General features: G+C 67.5%; 18 protein-coding genes. 11 read left to right on the forward strand and 7 right to left on the reverse strand.

Annotated features, from left to right (window positions below; translation table 11 throughout):
* Positions 1 to 38: 38 nt before the first annotated feature.
* On the reverse strand, positions 39 to 878 hold the full coding sequence (locus tag ABD104_RS10750; protein ID WP_343927497.1) for an IclR family transcriptional regulator: 840 nt from the start codon (positions 876 to 878) through the stop codon (positions 39 to 41).
* A gap of 176 nt (positions 879 to 1,054) precedes the next feature.
* On the opposite strand from ABD104_RS10750, the gene ABD104_RS10755 reads away from it, so the two are divergent.
* A complete protein-coding gene (locus ABD104_RS10755) occupies positions 1,055 to 2,017 on the forward strand; it encodes a Bug family tripartite tricarboxylate transporter substrate binding protein (RefSeq protein ID WP_343927498.1) in 963 nt (320 codons plus the stop codon).
* Between the two features lie 174 nt (positions 2,018 to 2,191).
* The gene (locus ABD104_RS10760; RefSeq protein WP_343927499.1) at positions 2,192 to 3,286 is read left to right on the forward strand and encodes a CaiB/BaiF CoA transferase family protein; all 1,095 of its coding nucleotides are present in this window, start codon (positions 2,192 to 2,194) and stop codon (positions 3,284 to 3,286) included.
* Between the two features lie 9 nt (positions 3,287 to 3,295).
* Here the strand turns inward: ABD104_RS10760 and ABD104_RS10765 are convergent, their stop codons facing one another.
* Positions 3,296 to 4,081 carry an IclR family transcriptional regulator gene (locus ABD104_RS10765; protein WP_343927500.1) on the reverse strand — a complete coding sequence of 262 codons (786 nt, stop codon included), beginning with the start codon at positions 4,079 to 4,081 and terminating at the stop codon, positions 3,296 to 3,298.
* Positions 4,082 to 4,177: 96 nt separating this feature from the next.
* Between ABD104_RS10765 and ABD104_RS10770 the strand changes: the two genes are divergently transcribed.
* From ABD104_RS10770 to ABD104_RS10810, 9 genes are read left to right on the forward strand one after another with little or no spacing between them, the layout of a single operon-like run.
* Positions 4,178 to 5,413 carry a thiolase family protein gene (locus ABD104_RS10770; protein ID WP_343927501.1) on the forward strand — a complete coding sequence of 412 codons (1,236 nt, stop codon included), beginning with the start codon at positions 4,178 to 4,180 and terminating at the stop codon, positions 5,411 to 5,413.
* The gene (locus ABD104_RS10775; RefSeq protein ID WP_343927502.1) at positions 5,410 to 6,954 is read left to right on the forward strand and encodes an AMP-binding protein; all 1,545 of its coding nucleotides are present in this window, start codon (positions 5,410 to 5,412) and stop codon (positions 6,952 to 6,954) included. The genes ABD104_RS10770 and ABD104_RS10775 overlap by 4 nt, the downstream gene beginning before the upstream one ends.
* Entirely contained in the window at positions 6,951 to 8,663 is a 1,713-nt protein-coding gene (paaN, locus tag ABD104_RS10780) for a phenylacetic acid degradation protein PaaN (RefSeq protein WP_343927503.1), read from the forward strand. The genes ABD104_RS10775 and paaN overlap by 4 nt, the downstream gene beginning before the upstream one ends.
* Positions 8,664 to 8,680: 17 nt before the next feature.
* Positions 8,681 to 10,126, forward strand: coding sequence for a carotenoid oxygenase family protein (locus tag ABD104_RS10785; protein ID WP_343927504.1), 1,446 nt, complete (start codon positions 8,681 to 8,683; stop codon positions 10,124 to 10,126).
* Between the two features lie 13 nt (positions 10,127 to 10,139).
* Positions 10,140 to 11,888: a class I adenylate-forming enzyme family protein gene (locus tag ABD104_RS10790; RefSeq protein WP_343927505.1), complete on the forward strand. Its 1,749-nt coding sequence runs from the start codon at positions 10,140 to 10,142 to the stop codon at positions 11,886 to 11,888.
* Positions 11,885 to 12,598 (forward strand): alpha/beta fold hydrolase, encoded by a 714-nt coding sequence (locus tag ABD104_RS10795; protein ID WP_343927506.1) that lies wholly within the window; start codon positions 11,885 to 11,887, stop codon positions 12,596 to 12,598. Before ABD104_RS10790 ends, ABD104_RS10795 begins: the two co-directional genes overlap by 4 nt.
* 38 nt (positions 12,599 to 12,636) lie before the next feature.
* Complete coding sequence (locus tag ABD104_RS10800; RefSeq protein ID WP_343927507.1) at positions 12,637 to 13,617, forward strand: Bug family tripartite tricarboxylate transporter substrate binding protein; 981 nt, start codon at positions 12,637 to 12,639, stop codon at positions 13,615 to 13,617.
* Between the two features lie 19 nt (positions 13,618 to 13,636).
* Entirely contained in the window at positions 13,637 to 14,608 is a 972-nt protein-coding gene (locus ABD104_RS10805; protein ID WP_343927508.1) for an NAD(P)H-dependent flavin oxidoreductase, read from the forward strand.
* Positions 14,609 to 14,643: 35 nt separating this feature from the next.
* Complete coding sequence (locus ABD104_RS10810) at positions 14,644 to 14,796, forward strand: hypothetical protein (protein WP_343927509.1); 153 nt, start codon at positions 14,644 to 14,646, stop codon at positions 14,794 to 14,796.
* Positions 14,797 to 14,854: 58 nt separating this feature from the next.
* On the opposite strand, the gene ABD104_RS10815 is transcribed toward ABD104_RS10810, so the two are convergent.
* From ABD104_RS10815 to ABD104_RS10835, 5 genes are all read right to left on the reverse strand, one after another.
* Positions 14,855 to 15,121 carry a hypothetical protein gene (locus ABD104_RS10815; protein ID WP_343927510.1) on the reverse strand — a complete coding sequence of 89 codons (267 nt, stop codon included), beginning with the start codon at positions 15,119 to 15,121 and terminating at the stop codon, positions 14,855 to 14,857.
* 96 nt (positions 15,122 to 15,217) lie between these two features.
* Entirely contained in the window at positions 15,218 to 17,041 is a 1,824-nt protein-coding gene (locus tag ABD104_RS10820; RefSeq protein WP_343927511.1) for a hypothetical protein, read from the reverse strand.
* Positions 17,038 to 19,155, reverse strand: a complete 2,118-nt coding sequence (locus tag ABD104_RS10825) for a choice-of-anchor tandem repeat GloVer-containing protein (RefSeq protein ID WP_343927512.1) — start codon at positions 19,153 to 19,155, stop codon at positions 17,038 to 17,040. Before ABD104_RS10825 ends, ABD104_RS10820 begins: the two co-directional genes overlap by 4 nt.
* A gap of 34 nt (positions 19,156 to 19,189) precedes the next feature.
* Complete coding sequence (locus tag ABD104_RS10830; protein WP_343927513.1) at positions 19,190 to 21,736, reverse strand: TonB-dependent receptor; 2,547 nt, start codon at positions 21,734 to 21,736, stop codon at positions 19,190 to 19,192.
* A gap of 183 nt (positions 21,737 to 21,919) precedes the next feature.
* Entirely contained in the window at positions 21,920 to 22,918 is a 999-nt protein-coding gene (locus tag ABD104_RS10835) for a FecR domain-containing protein (RefSeq protein ID WP_343927514.1), read from the reverse strand.
* Between the last annotated feature and the right edge of the window lie 16 nt (positions 22,919 to 22,934).

Genomic DNA, 22,934 nt, shown 5'->3' on the forward strand with positions numbered 1-22,934 from the left:
CGAGTTCCGCAATCCGGATCGCAATGGCGAGTGACGCCCTATCCAAGGTAAGGTCCGGCGGCGCGCATGGCTTGTCCTATGGCGGCCACCGTCTCCACCAGGCGCGGCCCCAGAACCTGGACCAGGCGCACCTCGGGCAACTGGATGCGAGGCCCCACGCAGGCAAAGGAAAAGATGCCCTTCGGCCCCAGCACCATGGGCACGCCCACGCCGCAGATCAACCCGCCCCGGCCGCGCTGGGACACCACGAAACCCCGCTCGCGATAGCTCTTGTGCGCCCGTTCGACCACGCCGCGCACGTCTTCCCAGTTGTCCGGATGCGCCTCGCGCAGCGCATGCAGCATATGCACACGCTCGCGCACGGGCGCGGCGACCAGATACGCCAGCCCGATGGACGTGCGTTCGATGGGCACGACCGAACCGGCGTCGGTATTGATCGTCAGCTCGTTGCGAGGAGGATGGATCACCTCCAGGAAAACCAGCCCCGTGCGGTCGCGCGCGCCCAGGATCACGGCAATGTCCTGTTCGTCCGCCAGGCGCTGCATATGAGGGCGGGCCGTGCGCAGCAGGCCTATGTGGCGCTGCACGCTGGCGCCCAGCCCCAGCACCCGGGCGCCCATCGAATATTTGCGGCTCTGTTCGTCCAGGCGCAGATAGCCCAGCGATGCCAATGTGCCGGTCATGCGCGAAACGGTGGTCTTGGGCAGGCCGGTAATCACGACCAGCTCCTGGTTGCCCAGGGGACGGCCGACCTCGAAAGCAGCCAGGATCTCGAGCCCCTTGGCCAGCGAGGTCATGAAATCGCCGCGCCGGCCCTCGACATTGGCCGTCCGGGTATTGCCAGAAGATGATTTCCGCATATCGGGAATGATGGACATGAAAGTTCCTCCTGCACAACGCGCGCGCATTCGCGCGCGGCACCGAAGCATGCCAGATCCGCATTCCGGAATGGTGCCGGGTAGCTTGTCGTCAACCCGCCTGCTCATAACCAAGAATCCCGATCCGCGAACATCAGGCCGGCAATCTGGCCGGACCGAACAAAGGAGACTCCCTCATGCTACGTACAGCCATACTACTGGCCGCGCTCACCCTGGCCAGCACCGGCCCGGCGCGAGCGGACTGGCCGACCCGGCCGATCACCATCGTCGTTCCCTATGCCCCGGGCGGGTTGACCGATGCGGTGGCGCGCACCGTCGCCGATAACGCCGCGCGCGAACTCGGCCAGCCCGTGGTCGTCGAAAACAAGCCCGGCGCGGGCGGCAAGATCGGCATGGACTATCTGCGGCGAGCGCCCAAGGACGGCTACACCGTAGGGCTGGCCGTACCCGCCACCATGGTCACCCTGCCCTTGACCGATCCCGGCTACGGCATCGAACCGCTGAAGGATTTCGCGCCGGTCACCGTTGCCGTCGATACCTTCATGGTGCTGGTGGCCAGCAAAAAGATCCTGCCCTCGGGCGGACTGAAGGAATTCATCGCCCTGGCCAAGAGCCGGCCAGGCCAGTTGAACTACGGCACGCCCGGCGCGGGCACCAGCTTCCATTTCAACAACGTCTATTTCGCCAACCTGGCCGGCATCCAGACCGTGCACGTGCCCTACAAGGGGGAAAGCGGGGCGCTGGCCGACCTGGCCGGCGGCCAGATCGACTACATGCTGGCCGGCCAGGGCGCCAAGACCTTCGTCGACAGCGGCAAAGTGCGCGCGCTGGCGGTCGCGGCCAAAAAACGGGTCGAATCGTATCCCGACGTGCCCACCTTCAAGGAGGCCGGCATGGATTTCTCCACCGATGGCTGGGCGGGATTCATTGCCCCGGCGGGCATCCCCCCGGCGGTGCTGGAACGGCTGAACGCCGCCTTGGTCAAGGCGATCCAGTCGCCGTCCGCCCGCGCGTCTTTCGCGGCCATGGGGTACGAGCCGGTGGGCAGCACGCCCGAGTATTTCCGCAACATCGTCCAGGAAGCGTCCAAGCGCTACGGCGCGATGGTAGAGAGCGGCCAGGTGAAGCTTGCGAAATGACGCGACCCGTTCCGCCTGCCAGGCCGAGCGGGCGGGCCGAACCATGCGCGCGGCCGGCAACGGCATGAACGACGGCAGGAAAACACGCATCGATTCCAGCAATTGAAACCCGCGTGCTGCATGCGGCCGCCGATGGCGGCAACATGCGAGGATTTCGTGACGAGGTCCTCCCCCATGTCAGCATCCGCCTTTTCGAGTTCCAAGCCTGCCCCGCCATCGCAACTGCCTCTTGCCGGAGTGAAGATCTGCGATCTGTCGCAGGGCGTGGCAGGCCCCTACTGCGGGCTGCTGCTGGCCCAGCAGGGCGCGGAAGTCGTCAAGATCGAACCGCCGGGAGGCGATTGGCTGCAGCATCTGGGCGTCCAGGCGCATGGGCAAGGGCCCCATTACTGGTATCTCAACCGCGGCAAGCAGCGCCGCACCCTGGACCTGCGCTCGAGCGACGGGCGGCAAGCGGCGATCGAACTGGCGATGCAAAGCGACGTGCTGCTCGCCAGCTTCCGCCCGGGCGTGCTCGAACGCATGGGCCTGGGCGCGCAGGCCATGCTGGCTGCCCGTCCGGAGCTGGTCCACTGCACCATTTCCGGCTTCGGCACGACGGGGCCCATGGCTTCCCGCCCCGCAGTGGACGGCGTGATACAGGCCTTGGGAGGATGGATGACGATCAACCGGACGGCCCAGGGCCATCCCCGGCCGCTGGCCTATTTCCCCATCGACATGCTGGCCGGCATGTATGCGTTCCAGACCGTGCTGGCCGCGCTGATCCGCCGCTGGCGAAGCGGCTCGGGGTCGGCGCACGATGTGGGATTGCTCCATGCCGCCGCCGCGTTTCTGGGGCCCCGCCTGTTCGAGCATGCATGCGAACAGGGCCGCCCGCGCGACCTGTTCAGTTCGCCGAACGGCGCCTATCGCACGCGCGACGGCTGGTACATGGTGGCCGTGACGACGCAAGCCCAGTTCGAACAGGTATGCGAGGCCTTGTCGTGTCCCGAGATCGCGCGGGATCCCCGATTCGCCAGCCGCCAGCTGCGCATAGACCATCGCGCCGCGCTGGATGAGCTGGTCGCGGCGCGGATGACGCTGCTGGATTCGGCCGAATGCGACCGCGCGTTCGCCGCCGCCGGCGCCATGGGCGCGCCGGTGCTGGATCTGCAAGGCGTCCTGGATCATCCCCAGCTGGCGGCAATAGGAGGATTCGAGCACCTGGACACGGCATGGGGCAAAGGCCTGCCGGTGGCCACCACGCCCGGCGCCGACATCATTTCCTGAAGGCCGGCGCTATTTACGCAAAGCGGGAGCGGTGTTGTTCAGCAAACCCTGGAGTTTCGCCGCCTCCTGGCACAGCACGTGCAGGGCTTCGCCCTGATGCGACGGCGCCATGCGGGCCGACACCGACGTCACGCTCAGGGCCAGCATGGGAACGCCCACCCGGTCCAGCACCGGCACGCCCACGCCCGTCACGCCCGGGATGGCGAAGTCGGCAATCCGGGAATGGCCGGCTCCCCTGGCCTCTTCGACCAGCCGGCGCAAGCGCCGCTCATCGAGCCCGCCGTACATGGACAGACGCACCGAGTTCCGGGCGATGACAGCCTCGCGCTCGTCCTGCGGCAGCCAGCTCAGCAAGGCCAGCCCGCCCGCGCCTATCCCCAGGGGTTGCCGGTGGCCCACCTCGACCGAAAACACCTTGATCGGATAGTTGCCAGTCTGGCGATCGAGGCAGAACGAATCCGGGCCGCTCCTGACGACCAGGAAAACGGTATCGCCGGTCTCTTGCGCGATGCGTGATACGTAGGGCTGGCACATCTCCCTCAGATGAAAGTGCGCGGAGGCGGACAACCCCAGCTCGTAGGCGAACTGGCCAAGGAAATACCGCTTGTCGGGCGAGCGCATCAGCAACCCGCAATTGACCAGTTCTTTCAACAGCCGATACACGGTGGGCTTGCTCAGCTCGCCGATCTCGACGATGTCGTTGAGCCGCATGCCTTCCCGGCGGCTGCTCGACACCAGCCGCAGTAGCTCCATGGCACGGGCCACGGTCTGGGATGCCGGGGCTTCTGTTCGCATTTTTTCTCTTTATTTCAATATTCAAAACAAGATTGGATTATTTCCCGAGTTTTTTATCATAATCCGGAACATCAAGACGATAAACCTGGAGACGGCATGAACGACGTATACATCGTCGGCGCCGGCATGACACAGCTCGGCAAGCAGCCGCAGCTGTCAGTCAAGCAACTGACGAAGATCGCGGTCGACGCCGCCTTGGCGGATGCCGGCTGCACGCTCGCCGACGTCCAATCGGCCTGGTTCTCGAACACGCGGCAAGGAGTGCTGGAAGGCCAGTACGGAATCCGCGGCCAGTGCGCGCTGCGCGCCCTGGGCCTGCAGGGCGCTCCCATCATCAATTGCGACAATGCATGCGCCAGTTCCTCGACCGGCGTCAATCAGGCCTGGGCAGCCCTGCGCGCCGGCGTCTGCGACGTCGCCCTGGTCGTGGGGGCCGAGAAAATGTTCTTCCCGGAAAAGCGCGAGCGTATGTTCGAGGCGTTCTGGGGCGGCATGGACAGAGAACTCGCGCACGGACAGCTGGAGCGGCTGCAAGCCTTGTCGGCCGGACTCGCCACGCCGCCGGACACGCAAGCGGAGCAGCGCAGCATCTTCATGGACAGTTATGCCGCCATGGCGCGGCACTACATGGTCCTGTACGGCGCCACCCAGCGCCAGCTGGCGCTGGTGGCGGCCAAGAACCACTGGCATTCGCAGTTCAACCCGCTGGCCCAATACCGCACGCCGCTCGACGCCGACCAGGTGCTGGCGACGCCGCTGATCAGCTGGCCCCTGACGCGCGCCATGTGCGCGCCCATCAGTGACGGCGCGGGTGCCTTGGTCCTGTGCAGCGAATCAGCCCTCGGCAGGTTCGGCCGCGGCCGCGCCGTCCGTATCCGGGCAACGGCGCTGGCAAGCGGCGTCGAACGCGCACCGGATGATTTCGACCACCACGTCGGGCGGCTGGCGGCCCTCGAGGCGTATAAACAGGCTGGCGTGGCCCCCGGCGATATCGACGTGGCGGAAGTTCACGACGCGTCGGCCTTTGCCGAGATCCGGCACGTGGAAAACCTGGGCCTGTGCGAAATCGGTGCCGGCGCGAGGCTGGCCGAGAGCGGCGCGACCACGCTGGGCGGCCGCATCCCGGTCAATACTTCCGGCGGACTCGTTTCCAAGGGCCACCCCATTGCCGCCACCGGCATCATCCAGCTGCATGAACTGATCACCCAGTTGCGGGGCGAGGCCGGATCGCGGCAAGTGGCCGACGCCCGGCTGGCCGCCGCGGAAAACGGCGGCGGCTTCTATGACGGCGAGGAGGCCGTGGCCGCCGTAACGATTCTGGAGAAAGCATGAACGTCCCCTCGCGCCTGGGCGACCTCATCCTAGCGGCGCTGCGGCGCTGGCCCGACCGGCTGGCGCTGGTGGACGAGACCCACCGCCTGAGCTATGGCGAACTGGAGCAACGCATCGCCACGGCTTTAGGCATCTTCGGCAGGCTGGGACTGCGTCCCGGCGATACCGTTGCGCAGTTGTCCGGCAACCGGAACGAGATGTTCTGCATCATGGCAGCGGCCTACATCGGCGGCTTTCGTTCGGTGACCCTGCATCCGGTGGCGGGCGCGAACGACCATGCCGCCATCCTCGACGACTGCCGTCCCGCCCTCGTGGTCGGCGAATCCCCCTATGCGGAGCGCCTCGCGTGGCTGAAGGAACGCTGCGTCCGCGTCGGACACTGGCGCTCGCACGATACGGGGGACGGCCTCCCGCCGTTCTGGCAAGAAGCCCATGCGGCCGAGCCGGCTGCCCAGGTGCGCGGCGAACCCGAGGACATCATCCGGCTGGCCTATACCGGCGGCACCACCGGCAAGCCCAAAGGCGTCATGCTGAGCAACCGGGCGATGGCGGCCAACGCGCGGCTATGGCTGGAAGGACTGGAATGGCCGGACGGCGTGCGCTGCCTGTGCTCGGCGCCGATCTCGCACGGCGCTGGATCGCTCATCTATCCGACGCTGGCGCGCGGCGGCACGGTCTATCTGCAACGGGGCTTTTCGGCCGAACGCTGGCTGGCCACCGTCCAGGCCGAAGGCATCAACACGACCTTCATCGTTCCGACCATGATCTACGCGCTGCTGGATCATCCGGCCACGCGCGGCGCCGACCTGTCCAGCCTGCGCGCGCTGGTCTACGGCGCCGCGCCGATCTCGCCGCCCCGGATACGCGAAGCCCTGTCGGTGTTCGGCCCGGTGCTGGTCCAGACCTACGGCCAGACCGAGGCGCCCAACACCATCCTGATCCTCGACCAGGCCGCGCATGCCGCGGCCGACGAAGCACGGCTGGCCTCCGCCGGGCGGCCGTTCCCCGGCCTGGATGTGCGGCTGCTCGACGATCTGAACCAGCCGGCGGCGGCGGGCCAGATCGGCGAAATCTGCGTGCGCGGCCCCTTGCTGATGAGCGGCTACCACAACGCCGCCGACGAAACCGCGGCAACCCTGCGCGACGGCTGGCTGCATACCGGCGACCTTGCCCGGCAGGACGACGACGGCTATTTCTATCTGGTCGATCGCCGCAAGGATCTGATCATTTCGGGCGGCTTCAACATCTATCCCAGGGAAATCGAGGACGTGCTCGCCACCCATCCGGAAGTCCATGCCTCGGCGGTCATCGGGATCCCCGACGCCAAATGGGGCGAGGCCGTCAAGGCCATCGTCGTGCGGCGCGGCGAGCGCATCCAGCCCCAGGAACTGATCGACTACATACGCGCCCGCAAAGGCTCCGTACACGCCCCCAAGTCCGTCGACTTCGTCGACGCGCTGCCCCTGACCGGGCTGGGCAAACCCGACAAGCGCGCATTGCGCCAACGCTACTGGCATCAACAAGACCGGGAGATAGCATGACGTCCGCAGCCACGGCCGATCCGGCCTCGCTCTACGAAAAACACCGAAGCCTGCTGGAAGCCGCGCGCCAGGCGTGCGCGGCACGCAGCTATTGGAGCCCGTATCCCGACATGCCGGGCAAATATCCCGATGCGGACCGGGCGCGGGAGGCCGGGCTGGCCGCCTTCACCAGCCATCATGGCGCCCGCTTCGCGCTTGCCCAGGCAGGCGTGGCGGGCAGCTTCGCCGCCTCGGCGCAGGAGGTTTCTCCGTACACCCGGGCCGCGCTCGGCACAGTGTACGAATGGGCCCCGGCCGATGCGCTGTTCGACGCGGCCGAGGCCGCCATGCCCGCCTGGGCCGCGGCATCGCCCGAGGCCAGGCTGGGCGTGCTGATGGAGGTGCTCGATACCCTGTACCGCGAGCACCTGTTCGAGCTGACCTACGCAGTCATGCATACGACCGGCCAGAGCTTCAACATGGCCTATGCCGGATCGGGCGTGAACGCGCTCGACCGGGGCATCGAAGCCCTGGTCTACGCCGGCCAGGCCATGGAAAACGTCCCGCGCGCCGCGCGCTGGGAACGCGACTTCGGCAAGACCCGCGTGCGCCTGGACAAACGCTATCGGATCACCCCGCGCGGCATAGCCGTCTGCTTCACCTGCGCCAGCTTCCCCACCTGGAACGCATGGCCCTCGATGATGGCCAGCCTGGCCACGGGCAACCCGGTCATCGTCAAGCCGCATCCCGCGACGGTGCTCCCCATGGCGATCTCGGTGCGCGTGTTCCGCCAGGTGCTGGCCGCCGCCGGCTTCGATCCCAACCTGGTCTGCATGGTCCTGGACACCCCGGAAGCGCCGGCCGGCAAAACACTGGTCAAGCATCCCAAGACCGCCATCGTCGACTTCACCGGGGGCGTGCGCTTCGGCCGCTGGGTAGAGCAGAACGCCTGGCCCGCCATCAGTTTCACCGAAACCGCGGGCTGCAATACCGTGGTGCTGGAATCCGCGGCGGACCTGGACGCGGCCTTGCGCAGCCTGGCGACCACGCTGTGCCTGTTCAGCGCCCAGATGTGCACCAGCCCGCAGAACATCTACGTGCCGCGCCGTGGCGTCGAAACGCCGGCCGGCCTGGTCTCGTTCGACGAGATCGCGCGGCGCCTGGCGGCCGCTGTGCGGGAACTGACCGAAGATCCCAAGAAGGCCTCGATGATCCTGGCTGCCATCCAGTCCGACGCCACGCTGGCATCGATGGACAAGCTGGCTCAGGACGGCGCGGCCGGCGGCGAGATACTGCTCCGGCCGGCGCCCTACGCGCATCCGGAATACCCTTCCGCCCGCACCAGCACCCCGCTGATGATCAAGGTCGACAAGAAACAGCGCGCACTGTACGCCGAGGAACGCTTCGGGCCCATCAGTTTCGTCGTCGCCTGCGATGACGCCGAAGACGCCTTGCGCCAGGCAACCGCCGACGTCCGCGCCGAAGGCGGCCTGACCGCTTTTCTCTACTCCACCGATGAACGCTACGTCGCCCGCGCCGAAGACGCCTACGCCCGGGCGGGCGCGCAACTCACCATCAACCAGACGGGGCCGATGCCGCTCAATTTCGCGGCGGCATACAGCGACTACCACGTCACGGGCCTGAACCCCGCGGGCAACGCCAGCCTCACGGACCTGGCCTTCGTTGCCGGCCGCTTCCGCATCACGCAATCCAGGCGTCCCGCGGCTTGAAATAAAAGGAGACACTCATGGGAATCGACGACATTCCAGCCCTGTCCGGCGGCTTCGAACCTGTCGACCAGGAACTGCATGAACCGCTGCTGGACGTGGAAGGAGAAATCCCCCGCGACCTGACCGGCATCTACGTCCGCAACGGCCCGAACAGGCGGTTCGCCTCCACCGGCCGCTACCATTGGTTCGACGGCGACGGCATGCTGCACGCCGTGCGCTTCGAAGGCGGCCGCGCCACTTACCAGAACCGCTGGGTCATGACCGACGGGCTGCGGGAAGAAATGCAGGCCGGCGCCGCGATCTGGCGCGGCATCAAGGATCCTCCGTTGGCCGAGCGGCCCGACATGCCCATCAAGAACACCTCGAATACCGACGTGAAGTACTTCGCCGGTTCGCTGGTTTCGATGTGGTACCTGGGCGGATCGGTATACCAGGTGCGGCCCGACGATCTCTCCACCCTGGGCAAGCTCGAGTTCGATCCGCGTCTCAAGGCGCTGCCCATCTCCGCCCATTCCAAGGTGGACGAGCGCACCGGCGACTTCCTGTTCTTCGCCTACGGCAAGAAGGCGCCCTATATGCACTACGGCGTCATGGACCGCAACATGCGCCTGCAGACGCTGATTCCGGTGGAGCTTCCCGGCCCGCGCCTGCCGCACGACATGGCGATCACGCCGAACTACACCATCCTGCACGACCTACCGCTGTTCTATGACATGGACGCGCTGGCCGCCGGGCGCCACAAGCTGAAGTTCTACGAACATCTGCCTTCGCGCTTTGCCGTGGTGCCTCGCCATGGAACCCCGGACCAGATCCGCTGGTTCGAAGCCGCGCCCACCTACATGTACCACGTCTCCAACGCCTGGGAAGAAGACGATGGTCAAGGCGGCACGGAAATCGTCATGACGGGCACGCCGTTCCGGCTGCCGCGCGATTGGCGCGGCAACATCGAGGCCGAGCGCTTCCCGAAGATGCTGGCCAACCTCGAACACGACTTCGTCTTCCATGAATGGCGCTTCAACCTGCGCACGGGCCAGACCCGCGAGCGCGTCATCGACGATATCGTCAACCAGGAGTTCCCGGTCATCAATTCGTGGATGCAGGGCTACAAGACCCGGTACTCCTGGAACGTGCTCATGGGCCGCTGCAATCGCGCGGAAGACCCGCGCTTTTGCGGACTCGTCCGCTATGACCTGGAGCGCGACGTCTGCACGACCTACCACGAGGGCGTGGGCAAGTGGTTCAGCGAAGCGCCCTTCGCGCCGCGCGACAACAGCCGCGCCGAAGACGATGGATACCTGGTGGGCTATCTGTGGGATGGCGACAAGCAGGCGTCTTTCGTCGTCATTTTCGACGCGGCCGACATCGCCCAGGGCCCCGTCGCGCGCATCCGTCTTCCGCAGCGCGTGCCCAATGGCTTCCATGCCACCTGGGTCAGCGGCGAACGCCTGCGCCGCGGCTACTAGGAAGGAACGCGCCATGAAGCTGGCATCCGAAGACCGTATCCGCCTGTACACCGATGCGGGCTGGTGGGGCGAAACCACGCTGTGGCAATTGTTCCAGCGCCAGCTGGCCGGCCGCGCCGACCAGCTGGCGGTGGCCGACGCCTGCAACCGCGAGGATTTCATGCCGGGCGCGCCGCAGCGCCTTTCCTGGAAGGAACTGGCGGACCGCGTGGACCGCGCCTGCCTGATGCTGCTGCGCTCCGGTTTCGCGCGGGACGACATCGTGGTCGTCCAGTTGCCCAACTGCGTGGAGCAGTTCGCCTTGTACCTGGCTTGCGCGCGCCTGGGCATCATCGTGTCGCCCGTTCCGGCCCAGTACCGCGAACACGAACTGGCGCAGATCCTGGACCTGACCGCCGCGCGCGGCGCGATCTGCTGCGCGCGCATCGGCCGCGTCTCCAAGCCGCATGACGGCGACGCCATGTTCCGCAACCTGCGCGCCTCTCATCCCGCCCTCCAGGCCATACTGGCGGTGGGCGACACGCTTCTTGGCGAAACGGTCTCGCTGGATGCCTGGCTGGCCCGCCCCTGCTCCGACGCCGACCGCCAGGAAATCGCCGTCGCCGAGGCTGCCGCCGGAATCGGCGCCAACGACATCTTCACCATCTGCTGGACCTCCGGCACCGAAGCCTTCCCCAAGGGGGTGCCGCGCAGCCACAACGAATGGCGAACGACGGGCACGTCCATCATCGAGTCGGCCGAGCTGACGCCGGGCATGCGCCTGCTCAACCCTTTTCCGCTGGTCAACATGGCGGGCATTTCGACCGCCTTCATCAGCTGGCTGGAGCTGGGCGCCTCGGTCATCCAGCATCACCCTTTCTCGCTCGACGTATTCCTGCGCCAGCTGCGCGAGGAAAACGTGGACTACACGGTGGCTGCGCCGGCGATTCTGAACACCCTCCTGCAGAACGAGCACATGCTCGAAGGCATCTCCTTCTCCCGGCTCAAGCGTATCGGCTCCGGTTCGGCGCCGCTTTCGGAGTGGATGGTGAAATCGTTCGCCGAACGCCACGGCGTGCAGATCGTGAACTACTACGGCTCGAACGAAGGCGCCGCCCTGTCCGGCAGCCACGTCGATATTCCCGACCCGGCATTGCGCGCGCAGTTCTTTCCGCGGGCTGGCGTGCCGGGATACGAGTGGCACGTCAGCACGTCCAGGAAGATCCGGACCAGGCTGGTGGACCCGGATAGCGGGCAAGAAATATCCGAGCCAGGGCGGCCCGGCGAACTCAGGGTCAGCGGCCCGACGATTTTCAGCGGCTATTTCAACTCGCCCGACATGACGGCCCGCGCCTTCGACACCGACGGCTACTACCGGACGGGCGACCTGTTCGAGATCGCCGGCGACCGCTCCCAGTACTACCGCTTCGTGGGGCGCTCGAAAGACCTGATCATACGGGGCGGCATGAATATCTCCGCCGAGGAAGTGGAAAGCCTGCTGCTGTGCTATCCGGGGGTCATGGAAGCCGCCGTGGTGGGCATTCCCGACGATGTGCTGGGCGAACGGCTGTGCGCCTGCGTGGTAGAAGAGCCGGGTGCTGCGCTCGACCTGCCCGCCATCAATGAATTCCTGCACGGCCAGAAACGGGTGGCGGTCTACAAACTGCCCGAGCATCTGCTGCGCTTCGAGGCCCTGCCGCGCAACCCCGTGGGCAAACTGCTCAAGCGCGAGCTTCGATCGGCCGCGCGCGCCATGCTGACCTGCGAGGAGACACAGCCATGAGCCGGCCTCTGATGGTGCTCATTCCGGGCATGCTCAATACCGCCGCCGTCTGGGACGGCGTGCGCGCGTGCCTGGGCGACGGAGCCGATGTCTGCATACCCGACGTAGCCGGCTCGCCTTCCGTATCCGACATGGCGCAGTCCGCCTGGGCGGCGATCGGGGAGCAAGGCACGGATCGCCCCCTGCTGCTTTGCGGGTTTTCCATGGGCGGCTACGTCGCGTTGGAGTTGCTCCGGCGGTTCGACCCCGAACCCGCCGGCCTGGTCCTGCTGGCCACCTCGGCGCGCGGCGAAACCGAAGAAGGCGCGGCCGCCAGGCTAAAAGCCATCGCCGCGATGGAAAAAGACTACGGCCGCTTCGTCGGCAACGTTGCGGATTTCAGCACCAGCCCCGCGCATCCCCGGCGCGAACAGGTCAAGAGCCGGCTCGCGGACATGGCGCAAGAACTGGGTATCCAGGCAGCCATCCAGCAGACGCGTGCGGTAAGGGAACGCCGGGACGCCCGCGACCTGCTGCCGCAGGTGCGCTGCCCAGCATTGGTCGCCTGCGGCCGCGACGACCGCGTCACGCCCATGCCGCTATCGGAGGAAATGGCCGGACTGCTGCCCCGCGCCCGGTTGCGCGGAATAGAAACCGCCGGCCATCTCGTCCCCCTCGAACAACCGGCGGCCGTCGCCGGCCTGTTGACCGAGGCACTACAGGGGTGGTGAAGCCCCGCTTTCGACACAACGACATCCCAGGAGACATCATGAACCGCTCGGCTTTGCTCCGCTGTGGCCTTCTGATCGCGTTGGCCCCGCATTGCGCCGCTTACGCGCAAGACCCATTCACCATCGACCGCCCCGTGCGTCTCATCGTGCCGTTCGCCGCGGGCAATACCCTGGATTCCAGCGCGCGCGTCGTCGCCGAGGCTTTTCTGCGCATTACCGGACAGCCCCTGATCGTCGACAACAAGCCCGGAGGCGCCGGCTCCATCGCCGCGCATCTGGGCGCGAGCGCGGCGCCGGACGGCTATACCGTGCTGATGGCCAGCAGCGGCATGCTGGCCATCAATCCGCACGCCTTCTCGCGCCTGAACTATGACCCCGTCAACGATTTCAAGGCAGTCACCGGATTCGTGGGTTCGCCCATGGTCATGGCGGTCAACAAGAACGTTCCGGCCGACAATCTGCAAGGCTTCATCGACTGGACGCTGAAAAACCCAGGCAAGGTCTCGTACGCCTCGTTCACCGCGGGCAACCCTTCGCATTTCGCCGGCATGATCCTCAACAAGCGAACGGGCATGGACATGGCCCACGTCCCATACAACGGCACGAGCCCGGCCGTCCAGAACCTGATCGGAGAACAGATCCAGGCGGCGTTCGTCAACTCGCTGGCGGTCGCTCCCTACCTGGCGGAAGGGCGAGTCAAGATCCTCGCCACGACCAGCCCCAAACGCCGCCCCAACCTGCCCAACGTCCCGACCTTCACCGAGCTGGGGTATCCCGAGCTGGAGATTCTTCTGTGGACGACGCTGATGGTTCCCTGCAATACCCCTGAGGCGCCGGTCCGGGCCTTGCATGCGGCGTTCGTCAAGGCGCTGGCCGACAAAGAGGTCGAGTCCAAGCTCAACAACATGGATTTCGTGACCATGCCTTCCACTCCCGAAGAAACCACCCGGTTCATCGCCTCGGAATCGGCGCGATGGAAAGAAGCCGTGCGGCTCTCCGGCTTCAAGGCAACCGAGTAACCCTGGACAAAGAATCGCCATGCCCGATCACGCTTCTCCGCTCTCCCGTCTGCGCCTGCCTGTTTTCGCCGCGCCGATGTTTCTCATTTCCGGTCCCGACATGGTGCTGGCCGCATGCAAGGCCGGAATCGTCGGCGCGTTTCCCACCCCCAATGCGCGGCCGATCGAGCAATTGGACGCCTGGATGAAACAGATCACCGAGGGCCTGGCCCGCGCGGCCGACCAGCAGGATCCTTCCACGCTGGGGCCCTGGTGCGCCAATCTCGTCACCCATTCATCCAATACCCGTCTGCCGGACGATCTCAAGCTGATCGCCCGCTACCGCCCGCCGGTGGTCGTTACCGCGCTCGGCAGCCCGCGGCCCGCCGTCGACATCGTGCATGACTACGGCGGCCTCGTCTTTGCCGACGTCATCAACCTGACGCTGGCGCGCAAGGCGGTCGCGGCCGGGGCCGATGGCCTGGCCTGCGTATCCGCCGGCGCGGGCGGCCACACCGGCTTCCTGTCGCCCTTCGCATTCGTCAGCGCCATACGCGAATTCTTCGACGGCCCGATCATCGTCGGCGGAGGCATCAGCGATGGCTGGGGCGTTGCCGGCGCCATCGCGTGCGGAGCGGATTACGTCTACATGGGCACGCGCTTCATCCCGGTCGAGGAAAGCATGGCCCCACCCAAGTACAAACAGATGGTGGTCGACGCCACGGTGGACGATCTGCTGGTCAGCGCCGGCGTGACCGGAACACCGGCAAGCTGGCTCAAGCCTTCGCTGCTGGAAAACGGCTACGACCCGGAGAACATGTCGGCCCCGCCCACCCGCCGCTACGACAGCGGCGAATCGCTGGCGGCCAAACGCTGGAAGAGCGTCTGGGCGGCGGGACAAGGAGTGGGCGCGATACGGGCCGTCGAACCGTTGGCCGTCGTGGTCGATCGCCTTGCCGAGGAATACCGGCAGGCGCGGGAACGATTCGCCGCCAAAGGTCCGAGCCGGTAGCAACCGCGATCAGGGTCAGGCCGGTCAACGCCGGCATGTCCCACTCCACGCCCGCATTGGCGGTCATGCGCCGCCCGCCCACGGAGGGCGAGCAGGCGATCGCGCTGTGCAGCCGCAGCGTCGCCAGGATGTTGCGGCCGGTCTGGTACAGCACCGCGATAAGCCACGCCATCCAATACGGCGGATGATGCGCCACGCGCAACTCGAACAGACGCCAGACAGGCGGCGACGACTCGCCCTGCTGGCTCACCCCCGGATCCGCCCCCACAGATAGGCCAGGGCGGCGACGACCGCTACCGACGTGATGGGATGCTGGCGGATGATGTCTTTGGCGCACAGCAGCGCATTCTCCACCGCATCGTTGCCGTTGTCCAGCGCGTCCGAGGCCGCGTCCTTGGCGCGATGCGCGGCCCTGGACACCTTATCGGCGGTCGTCTTGGCCGCTTTTTCCACGGCTTCCGCGCCGTCCTCCAGGACGTCTTTGGCTTTTTCCATGTTGCGTTCCGTTGCCATGTCTGGCTCCTGTAGTTGAGGTTCTCTCGCAGTATCCCCGCCAATTCCGGAACAAGCGGAAACGGGGTGCAACAGGTCGTGGCGCGGTTTGCCGAATCAACCCCTCCGACGCCCGGCTGCACCCAGCAGCCCCAACGCGAGCAACAACTCCCAGCCAAGCGGGCCACCGCCACCGCCGGACGAACCACCGCCATTGCCATCGTTGGCCCCGCCATCTCCGCCCGACCCGGTATCGTCCGCCTCGACCGTGACCACGGCCTCGGCCACGGTCGATTCGCCGGTCGGTCCGGCGCATTGCAGGGTATAGGTGTAGGTCCCCGCCGTCGCGATCGCGGGCAGCGTTTCTTCGCCTTGCGCGCCCTTGTCGCCGCTCCAGTCGCCGCCTGCCGTGCACGCGCTGGCCTGTTCGCTGGTCCACGACAAGGTGGGCGCCTGGCCTGTCTTCAGGCTCGACGAGGCCGCCGCGAAGCGGGTGATGACGACTTCGGGCACGTCGATGCCGACGCGGTAGACGCCGCCGTTATCGGCCAACCCGCCCTGGGTCGCGCCGAACAGCCACTGCTTGCCGGCCTCGACCGGACCCGCGGCCAGGCCGACGGGGATCGAGCCGTCGGCGTCCGCATCGAAGTAGTGCAGGAATTCGATCCGGTCGTCGCTGCGGTCGGCGGCCGTGCCGACGGCCACGCGGAACAGGCTGCCGTAGCCGCCGGCGCGATTGCCGGTGGCGTTGAGCCGGGTGCCGTCGGACATGGTCGTGCCGTAGATGTTGCCATCGAGGGCCCGCACCAGGTCGCCCATGGGAGAAATGCCGGCATCGTCCTCCAGGGGTTCGGAGATCACGTTCGACGCAAAGGCATGGACCACCGCGAAACTGGCGTCGGGATCGGATTTCCGCAGGCGCCACAGCATCGAGGGGCCGGTTCCGTACAGCCAATCGCCGTCTTCCACCAGCGCGGTGTGCGCGCCGTCGGTGGCGCTGGACGGCAGGCCGACGTCACTCTTGAACACGTGCAGCACCTCGATGTCGTCTTCGGCCAGTTGTGTCTTGGCCAGCGCGGCTTTGCCTATGCGCACCAGGAAGCCGTTGACCTTCTCGGTGCCGGTCACGAGGTCGGGATAGAAGGTCGCGTCGTTGTTCGCCGACAGCGACGAGACGATATAAAGCGCCCCGTCGCTCTTGCTGTAGGCCAAGACCTGAGGCACGCCGCCTTTGCGGAAGCTCCAGCTGGTCTTCAGCTTGTCGGTAAAGTCGCAGAAGTTGACGACGCCCTCGATCGCGCCCGCGGCCGTGCGGCGATACAGCCACTTGTCGCTCTGGGTGGCGTTGCAGAAGTAGCTCACGTCGGCGCCGAAATACACGTTGCCGGCATCGTCCGCCGCCATGGCGCCACGGGGCGACAACCCGCGGTCCAGCAGGACCTGGCTGGGCTCGTCGAACGGAGCGACGGCGTCCTCCTTGATGCCGAACATGCGGAAGCCCGACACGTTGGCCGCGGTGGCGGCCGGATCGCGCACGGTGGTCTGCCCGCCGGCCACGACGCGGCCCGCGCTGTCGAGCGCCAGGTTGGTGAGCGGATCGCCCATGACGCCGCCCAGGGTCCATGACTGGAAGCCGGTGCCGTCGGGATCGAAGCCGTAGGCGCGGCCGGAGGTCATGTCGAACTCGAAGCCGAAGCGCAGGATCTTGTAGGTCGTGCCGCCGCCGCGGGTCACGCCGTACAACCGCTGTTCCTGCGCGTTCCAGACCGGCGCGGTAAAGGCGGTCGCACCGGGATGGCCGCCGTCGGCGCCGGTGAACGAGAACAGGACTTCGGGCTGCCACGCCGGCGCTTCCGCCTGCTGGGCATGGAGGGCGAAGCTGGCCAGCATGGCCGGCGCCAGCAACGCTCCGCGGATGGTTCGGATACGAGAAGATCTCACAGTCGATTCCTCTTCAGAAGGTGGGAAACAGCCCCGGCCTGCGGACGGCGCCGCAGCAGGGCAAGGCCGGACAGAGCGGCCAGGATCAGCGGCGCGGACGATCCGCCGTTGCCGTATTGCTCGACGTTGCCGTCGTTGGAGCTGGGCGCCGTGTCCACGCGCAGGATGGCGAGCTCGGACGACACGGTCAGGCCGGTCTCCTCGTCGACGCACGAGAGCGAATAGTTGTAGAGGCCGGCGGCCTTGCCCGTGAAGGTGATGCTCCCCTGCGCGGGCTGCGCGCCGGTCCAGTCGCGATGCGACGACGAGGCGACGCAATCGCGGGCGCGATCGGACGTCCACGTCAGTTCGGCCGTGCCGCCCGCGGCGATCTCGGCGGGCGATACGGTCACGGTGACGGAGGCCGCCGGCGGCGGGCCATAGGACCAGACCGTGCCTTTGTTGTCGTAGAGGTACTCGGTACCGGAGCTGGCAATCCACGACCGGCCGCCGACGACGGTGGAGCCGTACAGCTTGCCGTCCGCGCCGGCCACGACGCCGGTCGGCCGCTTGCCGGTCTGCGCCTTGGCGAATTCATGCACGAGCTCGAAGCCCGAGGCAGTCACCGCGCCGGACGGATCCACCTGGACGCCGGCGGGACGAATGCGCCACAACACGCCGTCGGTGACCACATGGCGGTTCTTGCGGCCGTTCAGGTTTCCGACCGGATAGGCCGGGTTGTCCTTGAGCGCGATTTCGTCCCAGCTCTGGTTGCTGCCGCCGGACATCGTGGTGCCGTAGACGGCGCCGTCGGGGCCGACCGCCAGCGGGCCGCGGGGCGTGGCGCCGTCGGTGTCGGAGAAGCGATGCAGGATCTGCGCCTCTCCGGTGCCGTCGGTGCGCACGCGGTACACCGTGCCGTAGCGGTTGTAGTCGACGTCGTACCAATCGGGATCGGAATAAAGGATGTTGTCGGGATCGCTGAACGAATTGTTGGCGCACAGCGTATTGCTGCCGGTCGGCTCGCCGGAGCCGACCCAGCTGCTGCCCTGTTCGTGGTAGGCCTTGGTGGCCAGTTGGCAGTTGCCTATCGAGGTGGTGCCGTACAGCCAGCCGTCGCCAGGCGCGACGACGTAGGCCAGCGCATACTGCCGCGTGCCGTTGACGCTGCTGCTGGTCATCGGGTGCTCGGCGCTGAACTCCCCATGCCGCAGCGTCGGCGCGTACAGCACCTGGAAGCTGCCGGCCGACGCCGGATCGATGCGGTAGACGATGCCGGTGGGCGTGTCGGGATCGGTCAACGTGCCGGGAAATCCGGGCACGCCACGGTCGTAGGCCACGACGCCGTACAGCACGCCGTCCGCGTCGAAGGCCAGGCCGTTGGGCAACGCCTTCATGCCCGTGGGCGGCGTCTCGAACTCGTGCACGACGCTGAAGTTGTCTTCGGCATCGAGGCGGAAAATGCGCCCGTTGCCCGCGGGCCCCATGTCCGCCCCGTACACCGCGCCGTCGGGCCCTATCGCCAGGACGCCGGTGGGGTGAACCAGCGCGCCCTGCGTCGCCGGAATGACGGCCGCGTTGGCGCCGTCGAAATCGGCCCGGTACAGCACGCCCGCGCCGACCTCGCTGGTGTCGTTCCAGACGCGGTTGTACAGCCGAGTCACCGGATCGCGCGGCCCCGGCGAATCGGTGGGCGCCAGGATGCCGACCAGGTCGCCGTCGGGACGCTGCACGATATTGCCGCCCACGTAGGTCGAAATCCGCCCGTCTTCGTATATCCATGCGGGCATGCTCTCGACCTGGTACTGCGAAGGCGTCGTGGCGACGCGCGACAGCAGCACCGGCCGGCGTCCGGTGGGCGTGTAGAGGAAATTGCCGTTCTCCCCCTGCACCAGCAGCGGCACGCCGGTCGGGTAGCGCGCGGCGGGCCAGCCCTTGGGCGGACCGTCGTCGGGATATTCCTCGGGACCGGAATCGTGGAACGAGGTGATGTGGGTGACGACGGACGTTTCTTCCGCCGCCATGGCGGGCGGCGCGCAGAACGCCGGCACGGCCAGCATCGCGAGCATGCGCCACGCCCGCGCCGCGCGCCCGGCGCGCGAGTGGGCAAAGGGATAGACAGGTGTGTCGTCCATAGAGTCCCGGCGGGCGGCGCGCCGCCCGCCTCCTTCAGAAGTTGTAGGTCAGCGATGCCATGACGGTGCGTCCGGGCGCCCAGGAGAAGCCTCCCGCGCCGGACGACACTTCGATGTACTGCCGGTCGAACAGGTTTTCCACCGCCAGGCGCATCGTCAGCGCGCGCGAGGCGCGGTAGGTGCCCCAGACGTCGACGGCGCGCGTGTGCTTGTATTGCGACATGAAGCCCAGCTTGGAAGGCTGCTCCATGCGCAGCCGCCCGCCTATTTCCAGCGCGCCTTCGAGCAGCCGCACGCCGGCCGTGACCGCGACCTTCAGCCGCGGCGGGCCGCCTATCAGGAAGCCGCTGACGGTGTCCTGCGACCCCACGCCCATGCCGGTCTCCGGGTAGCCCACCCAGCTGCCCAGCGGGAACGGGTTGTAGAGCATGTCCTTGAGGTCGCTGCGCACGCTGGTCGCCGTCAGGCCGCCGAAGACGAAACCCGCGTCGTACTCGAGCTGCAATTCCACGCCGCTGAACTCGGCCGGCTGCTGCAGGTTCACGTAGGCCGACGGGCAGAACAGGCCCTGGCAGCCGTTCGTCGACAACGGCGTCATGATGGGCATGGACATGATGTAGTTGTCCACGCGCGTGGAGAACCACGCGACCTTGGCGCGCAGGCGGTCCCGCCGCGCGACCAGGTTGTCGAACACGAAATTGGCGCCGACCTCCCAGGTGCGCGAACGCTCTTCCTTGAGGTTCGGGCTGGGATAGAAGGGAAACATGTTGTTCGGGTGCATGCCGTACATCAGCGATTCCGTGATCGCCGGCGGCCGCAGCCCTTCGCCGTAGGAGCCGTACAGCTGCACCGACGGCACCGGCTTGACCGCCAGCGTCAGCTTGGGCGCGAAGGACGCCGCATGCCGGTCGACTTCGAAGCCGGTGTAGATGTTGGTAGTGGGCGGACGCACGCCCGGCGGATTGCTGACGCTGCCGATGAACATCTGGCCGTTGCCGCTCAGCTCGTACCAGTCGTAGCGCAGGCCGCCTATCATCTGCAGCCAACCCTGGTAGTCGAGCGTCATTTCGCTGAAGCCGCTGGCCACGGTGCGCTTGCCTTCGGGCGTGGGCCCGACGTACCACTCGGCCTCGTTGCTGCCGTTGGCCGCCGTGTTGAAGCCGGGACTGGTCCAGTCGTGCCAGAACTCCGCGCCGTTCTTCCAGCTCGCCTCGAACGGGCCCAGCGTCAACAGGCTTTCATTCACCACGCTGCCGCCCACCGTTTCGGTCTGGTAGCGGATGCGGAAAGCGCCCGGCCCGCCCGCGGAAAAAGCGCGCTCCTGGTTGCGCTTGGTGCTGGTGTAGTAGAGCCCGGCATCCACCGCGAACCAGGTCGACGCCGGCCGCCACGAATAGTCGCCGCGCAGCGTGCCCGTGACGACCTTGTAGTCCTGGGTACGTTCGCCGTACGCGGTCTCGCCGGCGGGCGCCTCGGAGAACTTGGCGTCCATGCCCAGGTAGCTCAGCTTGAACCGGTGCTCGGCCGAAGGCCGCCATCCCATCTTGACCAGTCCGGACCAGTGGTCCTGGCTGGTGGTGCGGCTGACCTGGCCGCTGCCCTCGCCGTCGTGGTATTGATCGCCCTTGGTGCCGACCCGGAACTCGCCGACGTTCTTGCGGCTCAGCGCCACCAGCAGGTCGGCCTCGTCGCCCAGGCGCGCGGCGGCGGCGGCGCTGCTGACGAAGTGGTAGGCATTGTTGCCGGTGGTCAGGTTGATGCGGCCGCCCATGTCCTGGCCATCGTCGAGGATGTCCCCCACGTCCAGCGTGCGGAAGTTCACCAGCCCGGCGATCATGCCCGCGCCCCCCACCGTCGACACCGGGCCCTTGGCGATCTCCACGCCGCCGACCAGCGCGGGATCGAGATAGACCTGGCCGTTGGAGCCGTGGCCGGACGCCTGGTAGTTCTGCCGGGCGCCGTCGATCATGACGTTGACCCGGCCGAAATCCTGCATGCCGCGGATATTGATCGACAGGCCGGGATCGCCCCGGCTCGAGGCGGTGAAGACCCCGGTCGTCTCGTGCAGCAGGTCGGCGGCATTGCGCGGCGGCAGGCGGTCGATCTGCTCGCGCGTCACCACCGCCACGCCGGCGGGCGTGCGATAGACCTGTTCCGACGGCAGCGCGTCGGCGATGACCTGGACCTCCGGCAGGTTGCCGACCTGCACGGAGCGCCGGTAGGCCCGCCGCAGGCGCCAGCCGCCGTCGGGCATGCGCGTCGCCTCCAGGCCGCTGCCCGCCAGCAGCGCGGCCAGGCCGGCTTCGACGGAATAGCGGCCCCGCAGGCCGGGGCTGCGCGCGCCCGCGGTCAGCGCCTGGTCCGCGGCCACCAGACGACCCGAAACCCGGCCGAAGCGGATCAGCGCCTCTTCCAGCGAGCCGGGCGGAATATCGTAGAGATGCGCCGCGTCGGCGGCCTGGGGCGGCTCTTCGGCCCAGGCCGCCGATGCGGCCCCGAGTGCGCCTGCCGCGCCGATGTACAGCGTAGCCAGCACAGCCGCCGCGACCATGCGGCGCGCGCGCGGCGCGGACGCTGGCATGACTCGCGGCGCGAATGATGAAGGCCGTGGTTCTGCGCAATGGCGGCCAGCCATAGAAGATTCCTCGTAGACAATCGAACCGGCGCGATCCGGAAATGGCCGCCCCTTATTCGACTTGACGCACGAGCCGCGCCGCGGTGTGCGGCAGTTACAAATTTCTCGCGCAAAGGCGCCGACGCGGACTCAGGCGGCGACCACGGTCACCCAGTAGCGGGTGCGCCGCACCACCTTCACCCGGAAGATGTGTTCGAGCGATTGCAGGACCTGGTCGGTGTCCGCCAGGGGGAAGACCCCGGTAATGCGCAGGTCGGCGATGCCCCGCGAACACGTCAGGACGCCGGTGCGATAGCGGCCCAGTTCCTCGAGGAAATCCTCGAGCCGCATCGCCTGGGCCGCCAGCACGCCTTCCACCCATGCGCCGGCGGTCGGACCCGCCGCGGCCGGGCCCTGCGTGGAGGTGGCGGTGAAACTCGCCTGCTGCCCGGCGCGCACCAGCAGGGGCGCGGAGCCGGCGGAGGGCTCCAGCATGGCGCTGCCTTCGAGCACCGCCACCTGCGTTCGGCCGGGTGCGCTGTCGAGGTTGCGGACGGTAAAGCGCGTGCCGATGGGACGGATGCGGCCGGTGCGGGTCTCGATGTGGAACGGCCGCCGATCGCGGCCGGTGGTCACCTGGATCTCGCCGCCGATCAACACCACGCGGCGCACGCGTGAGTCATAGCGCACGTCGACCGCGGTGCGGGTATTGAGCAGCAGCGACGTGCCGTCTTCCAGCACCAGGGTCTGGCGTTCGCCCGCCGCCGTGTGATGCTGCGCGGTCCAGGAACGCCACGGCAACGCGTCGCGCCCGGCCCAGGTCACCGTGCCGACGCCGGCGATGCCCGCCAGCCACTTCAACGCGCGGCGGCGCTTGGCGGCCAGGTCCACGCCCTGCCCGATGGCCACGGTCGCGGCGCGGCGGTCGATGCGCTGGACGCTCTGCCGCATGCCGGCATGCAGGTCGGCCATGCGCTGCCAGGCCAGTTCGTGCTCGGGCTTTTCCGCGCGCCAGCGGCGGCAGGCTTCGTAGTCCGCGCCATCGCCGCCGGGCTCGAGCCTCACCAGCCAATCGGCCGCCTGTTCCACCACGGAAGGATCGAGCGCGCGGGCGGCGATCTCGTCGGCGTAAACGTTCCCCTGGGCCACGTCGCAGCTCCCCGCG

Origin of the sequence: Pigmentiphaga daeguensis (assembly GCF_039523035.1) — a bacterium.
In the GTDB taxonomy this organism is placed as follows: Bacteria; Pseudomonadota; Gammaproteobacteria; order Burkholderiales; family Burkholderiaceae_B; genus Pigmentiphaga; species Pigmentiphaga daeguensis.

Excerpts from the sequence above, each read along its gene's own strand:
- ABD104_RS10765 (WP_343927500.1), bottom strand. The coding sequence starts at position 4,081 with ATGCGAACAGAAGCCCCGGCATCCCAGACCGTGGCCCGTGCCATGGAG.
- ABD104_RS10810 (WP_343927509.1), top strand. The coding sequence starts at position 14,644 with ATGTCCCACTCCACGCCCGCATTGGCGGTCATGCGCCGCCCGCCCACG.
- ABD104_RS10760 (WP_343927499.1), top strand. The coding sequence starts at position 2,192 with ATGTCAGCATCCGCCTTTTCGAGTTCCAAGCCTGCCCCGCCATCGCAA.
- ABD104_RS10805 (WP_343927508.1), top strand. The coding sequence starts at position 13,637 with ATGCCCGATCACGCTTCTCCGCTCTCCCGTCTGCGCCTGCCTGTTTTC.
- ABD104_RS10825 (WP_343927512.1), bottom strand. The coding sequence starts at position 19,155 with ATGGACGACACACCTGTCTATCCCTTTGCCCACTCGCGCGCCGGGCGC.
- ABD104_RS10815 (WP_343927510.1), bottom strand. The coding sequence starts at position 15,121 with ATGGCAACGGAACGCAACATGGAAAAAGCCAAAGACGTCCTGGAGGAC.
- ABD104_RS10790 (WP_343927505.1), top strand. The coding sequence starts at position 10,140 with ATGAAGCTGGCATCCGAAGACCGTATCCGCCTGTACACCGATGCGGGC.
- ABD104_RS10750 (WP_343927497.1), bottom strand. The coding sequence starts at position 878 with ATGTCCATCATTCCCGATATGCGGAAATCATCTTCTGGCAATACCCGG.
- ABD104_RS10755 (WP_343927498.1), top strand. The coding sequence starts at position 1,055 with ATGCTACGTACAGCCATACTACTGGCCGCGCTCACCCTGGCCAGCACC.
- paaN (WP_343927503.1), top strand. The coding sequence starts at position 6,951 with ATGACGTCCGCAGCCACGGCCGATCCGGCCTCGCTCTACGAAAAACAC.
- ABD104_RS10830 (WP_343927513.1), bottom strand. The coding sequence starts at position 21,736 with ATGCCAGCGTCCGCGCCGCGCGCGCGCCGCATGGTCGCGGCGGCTGTG.
- ABD104_RS10785 (WP_343927504.1), top strand. The coding sequence starts at position 8,681 with ATGGGAATCGACGACATTCCAGCCCTGTCCGGCGGCTTCGAACCTGTC.
- ABD104_RS10770 (WP_343927501.1), top strand. The coding sequence starts at position 4,178 with ATGAACGACGTATACATCGTCGGCGCCGGCATGACACAGCTCGGCAAG.
- ABD104_RS10775 (WP_343927502.1), top strand. The coding sequence starts at position 5,410 with ATGAACGTCCCCTCGCGCCTGGGCGACCTCATCCTAGCGGCGCTGCGG.
- ABD104_RS10795 (WP_343927506.1), top strand. The coding sequence starts at position 11,885 with ATGAGCCGGCCTCTGATGGTGCTCATTCCGGGCATGCTCAATACCGCC.
- ABD104_RS10800 (WP_343927507.1), top strand. The coding sequence starts at position 12,637 with ATGAACCGCTCGGCTTTGCTCCGCTGTGGCCTTCTGATCGCGTTGGCC.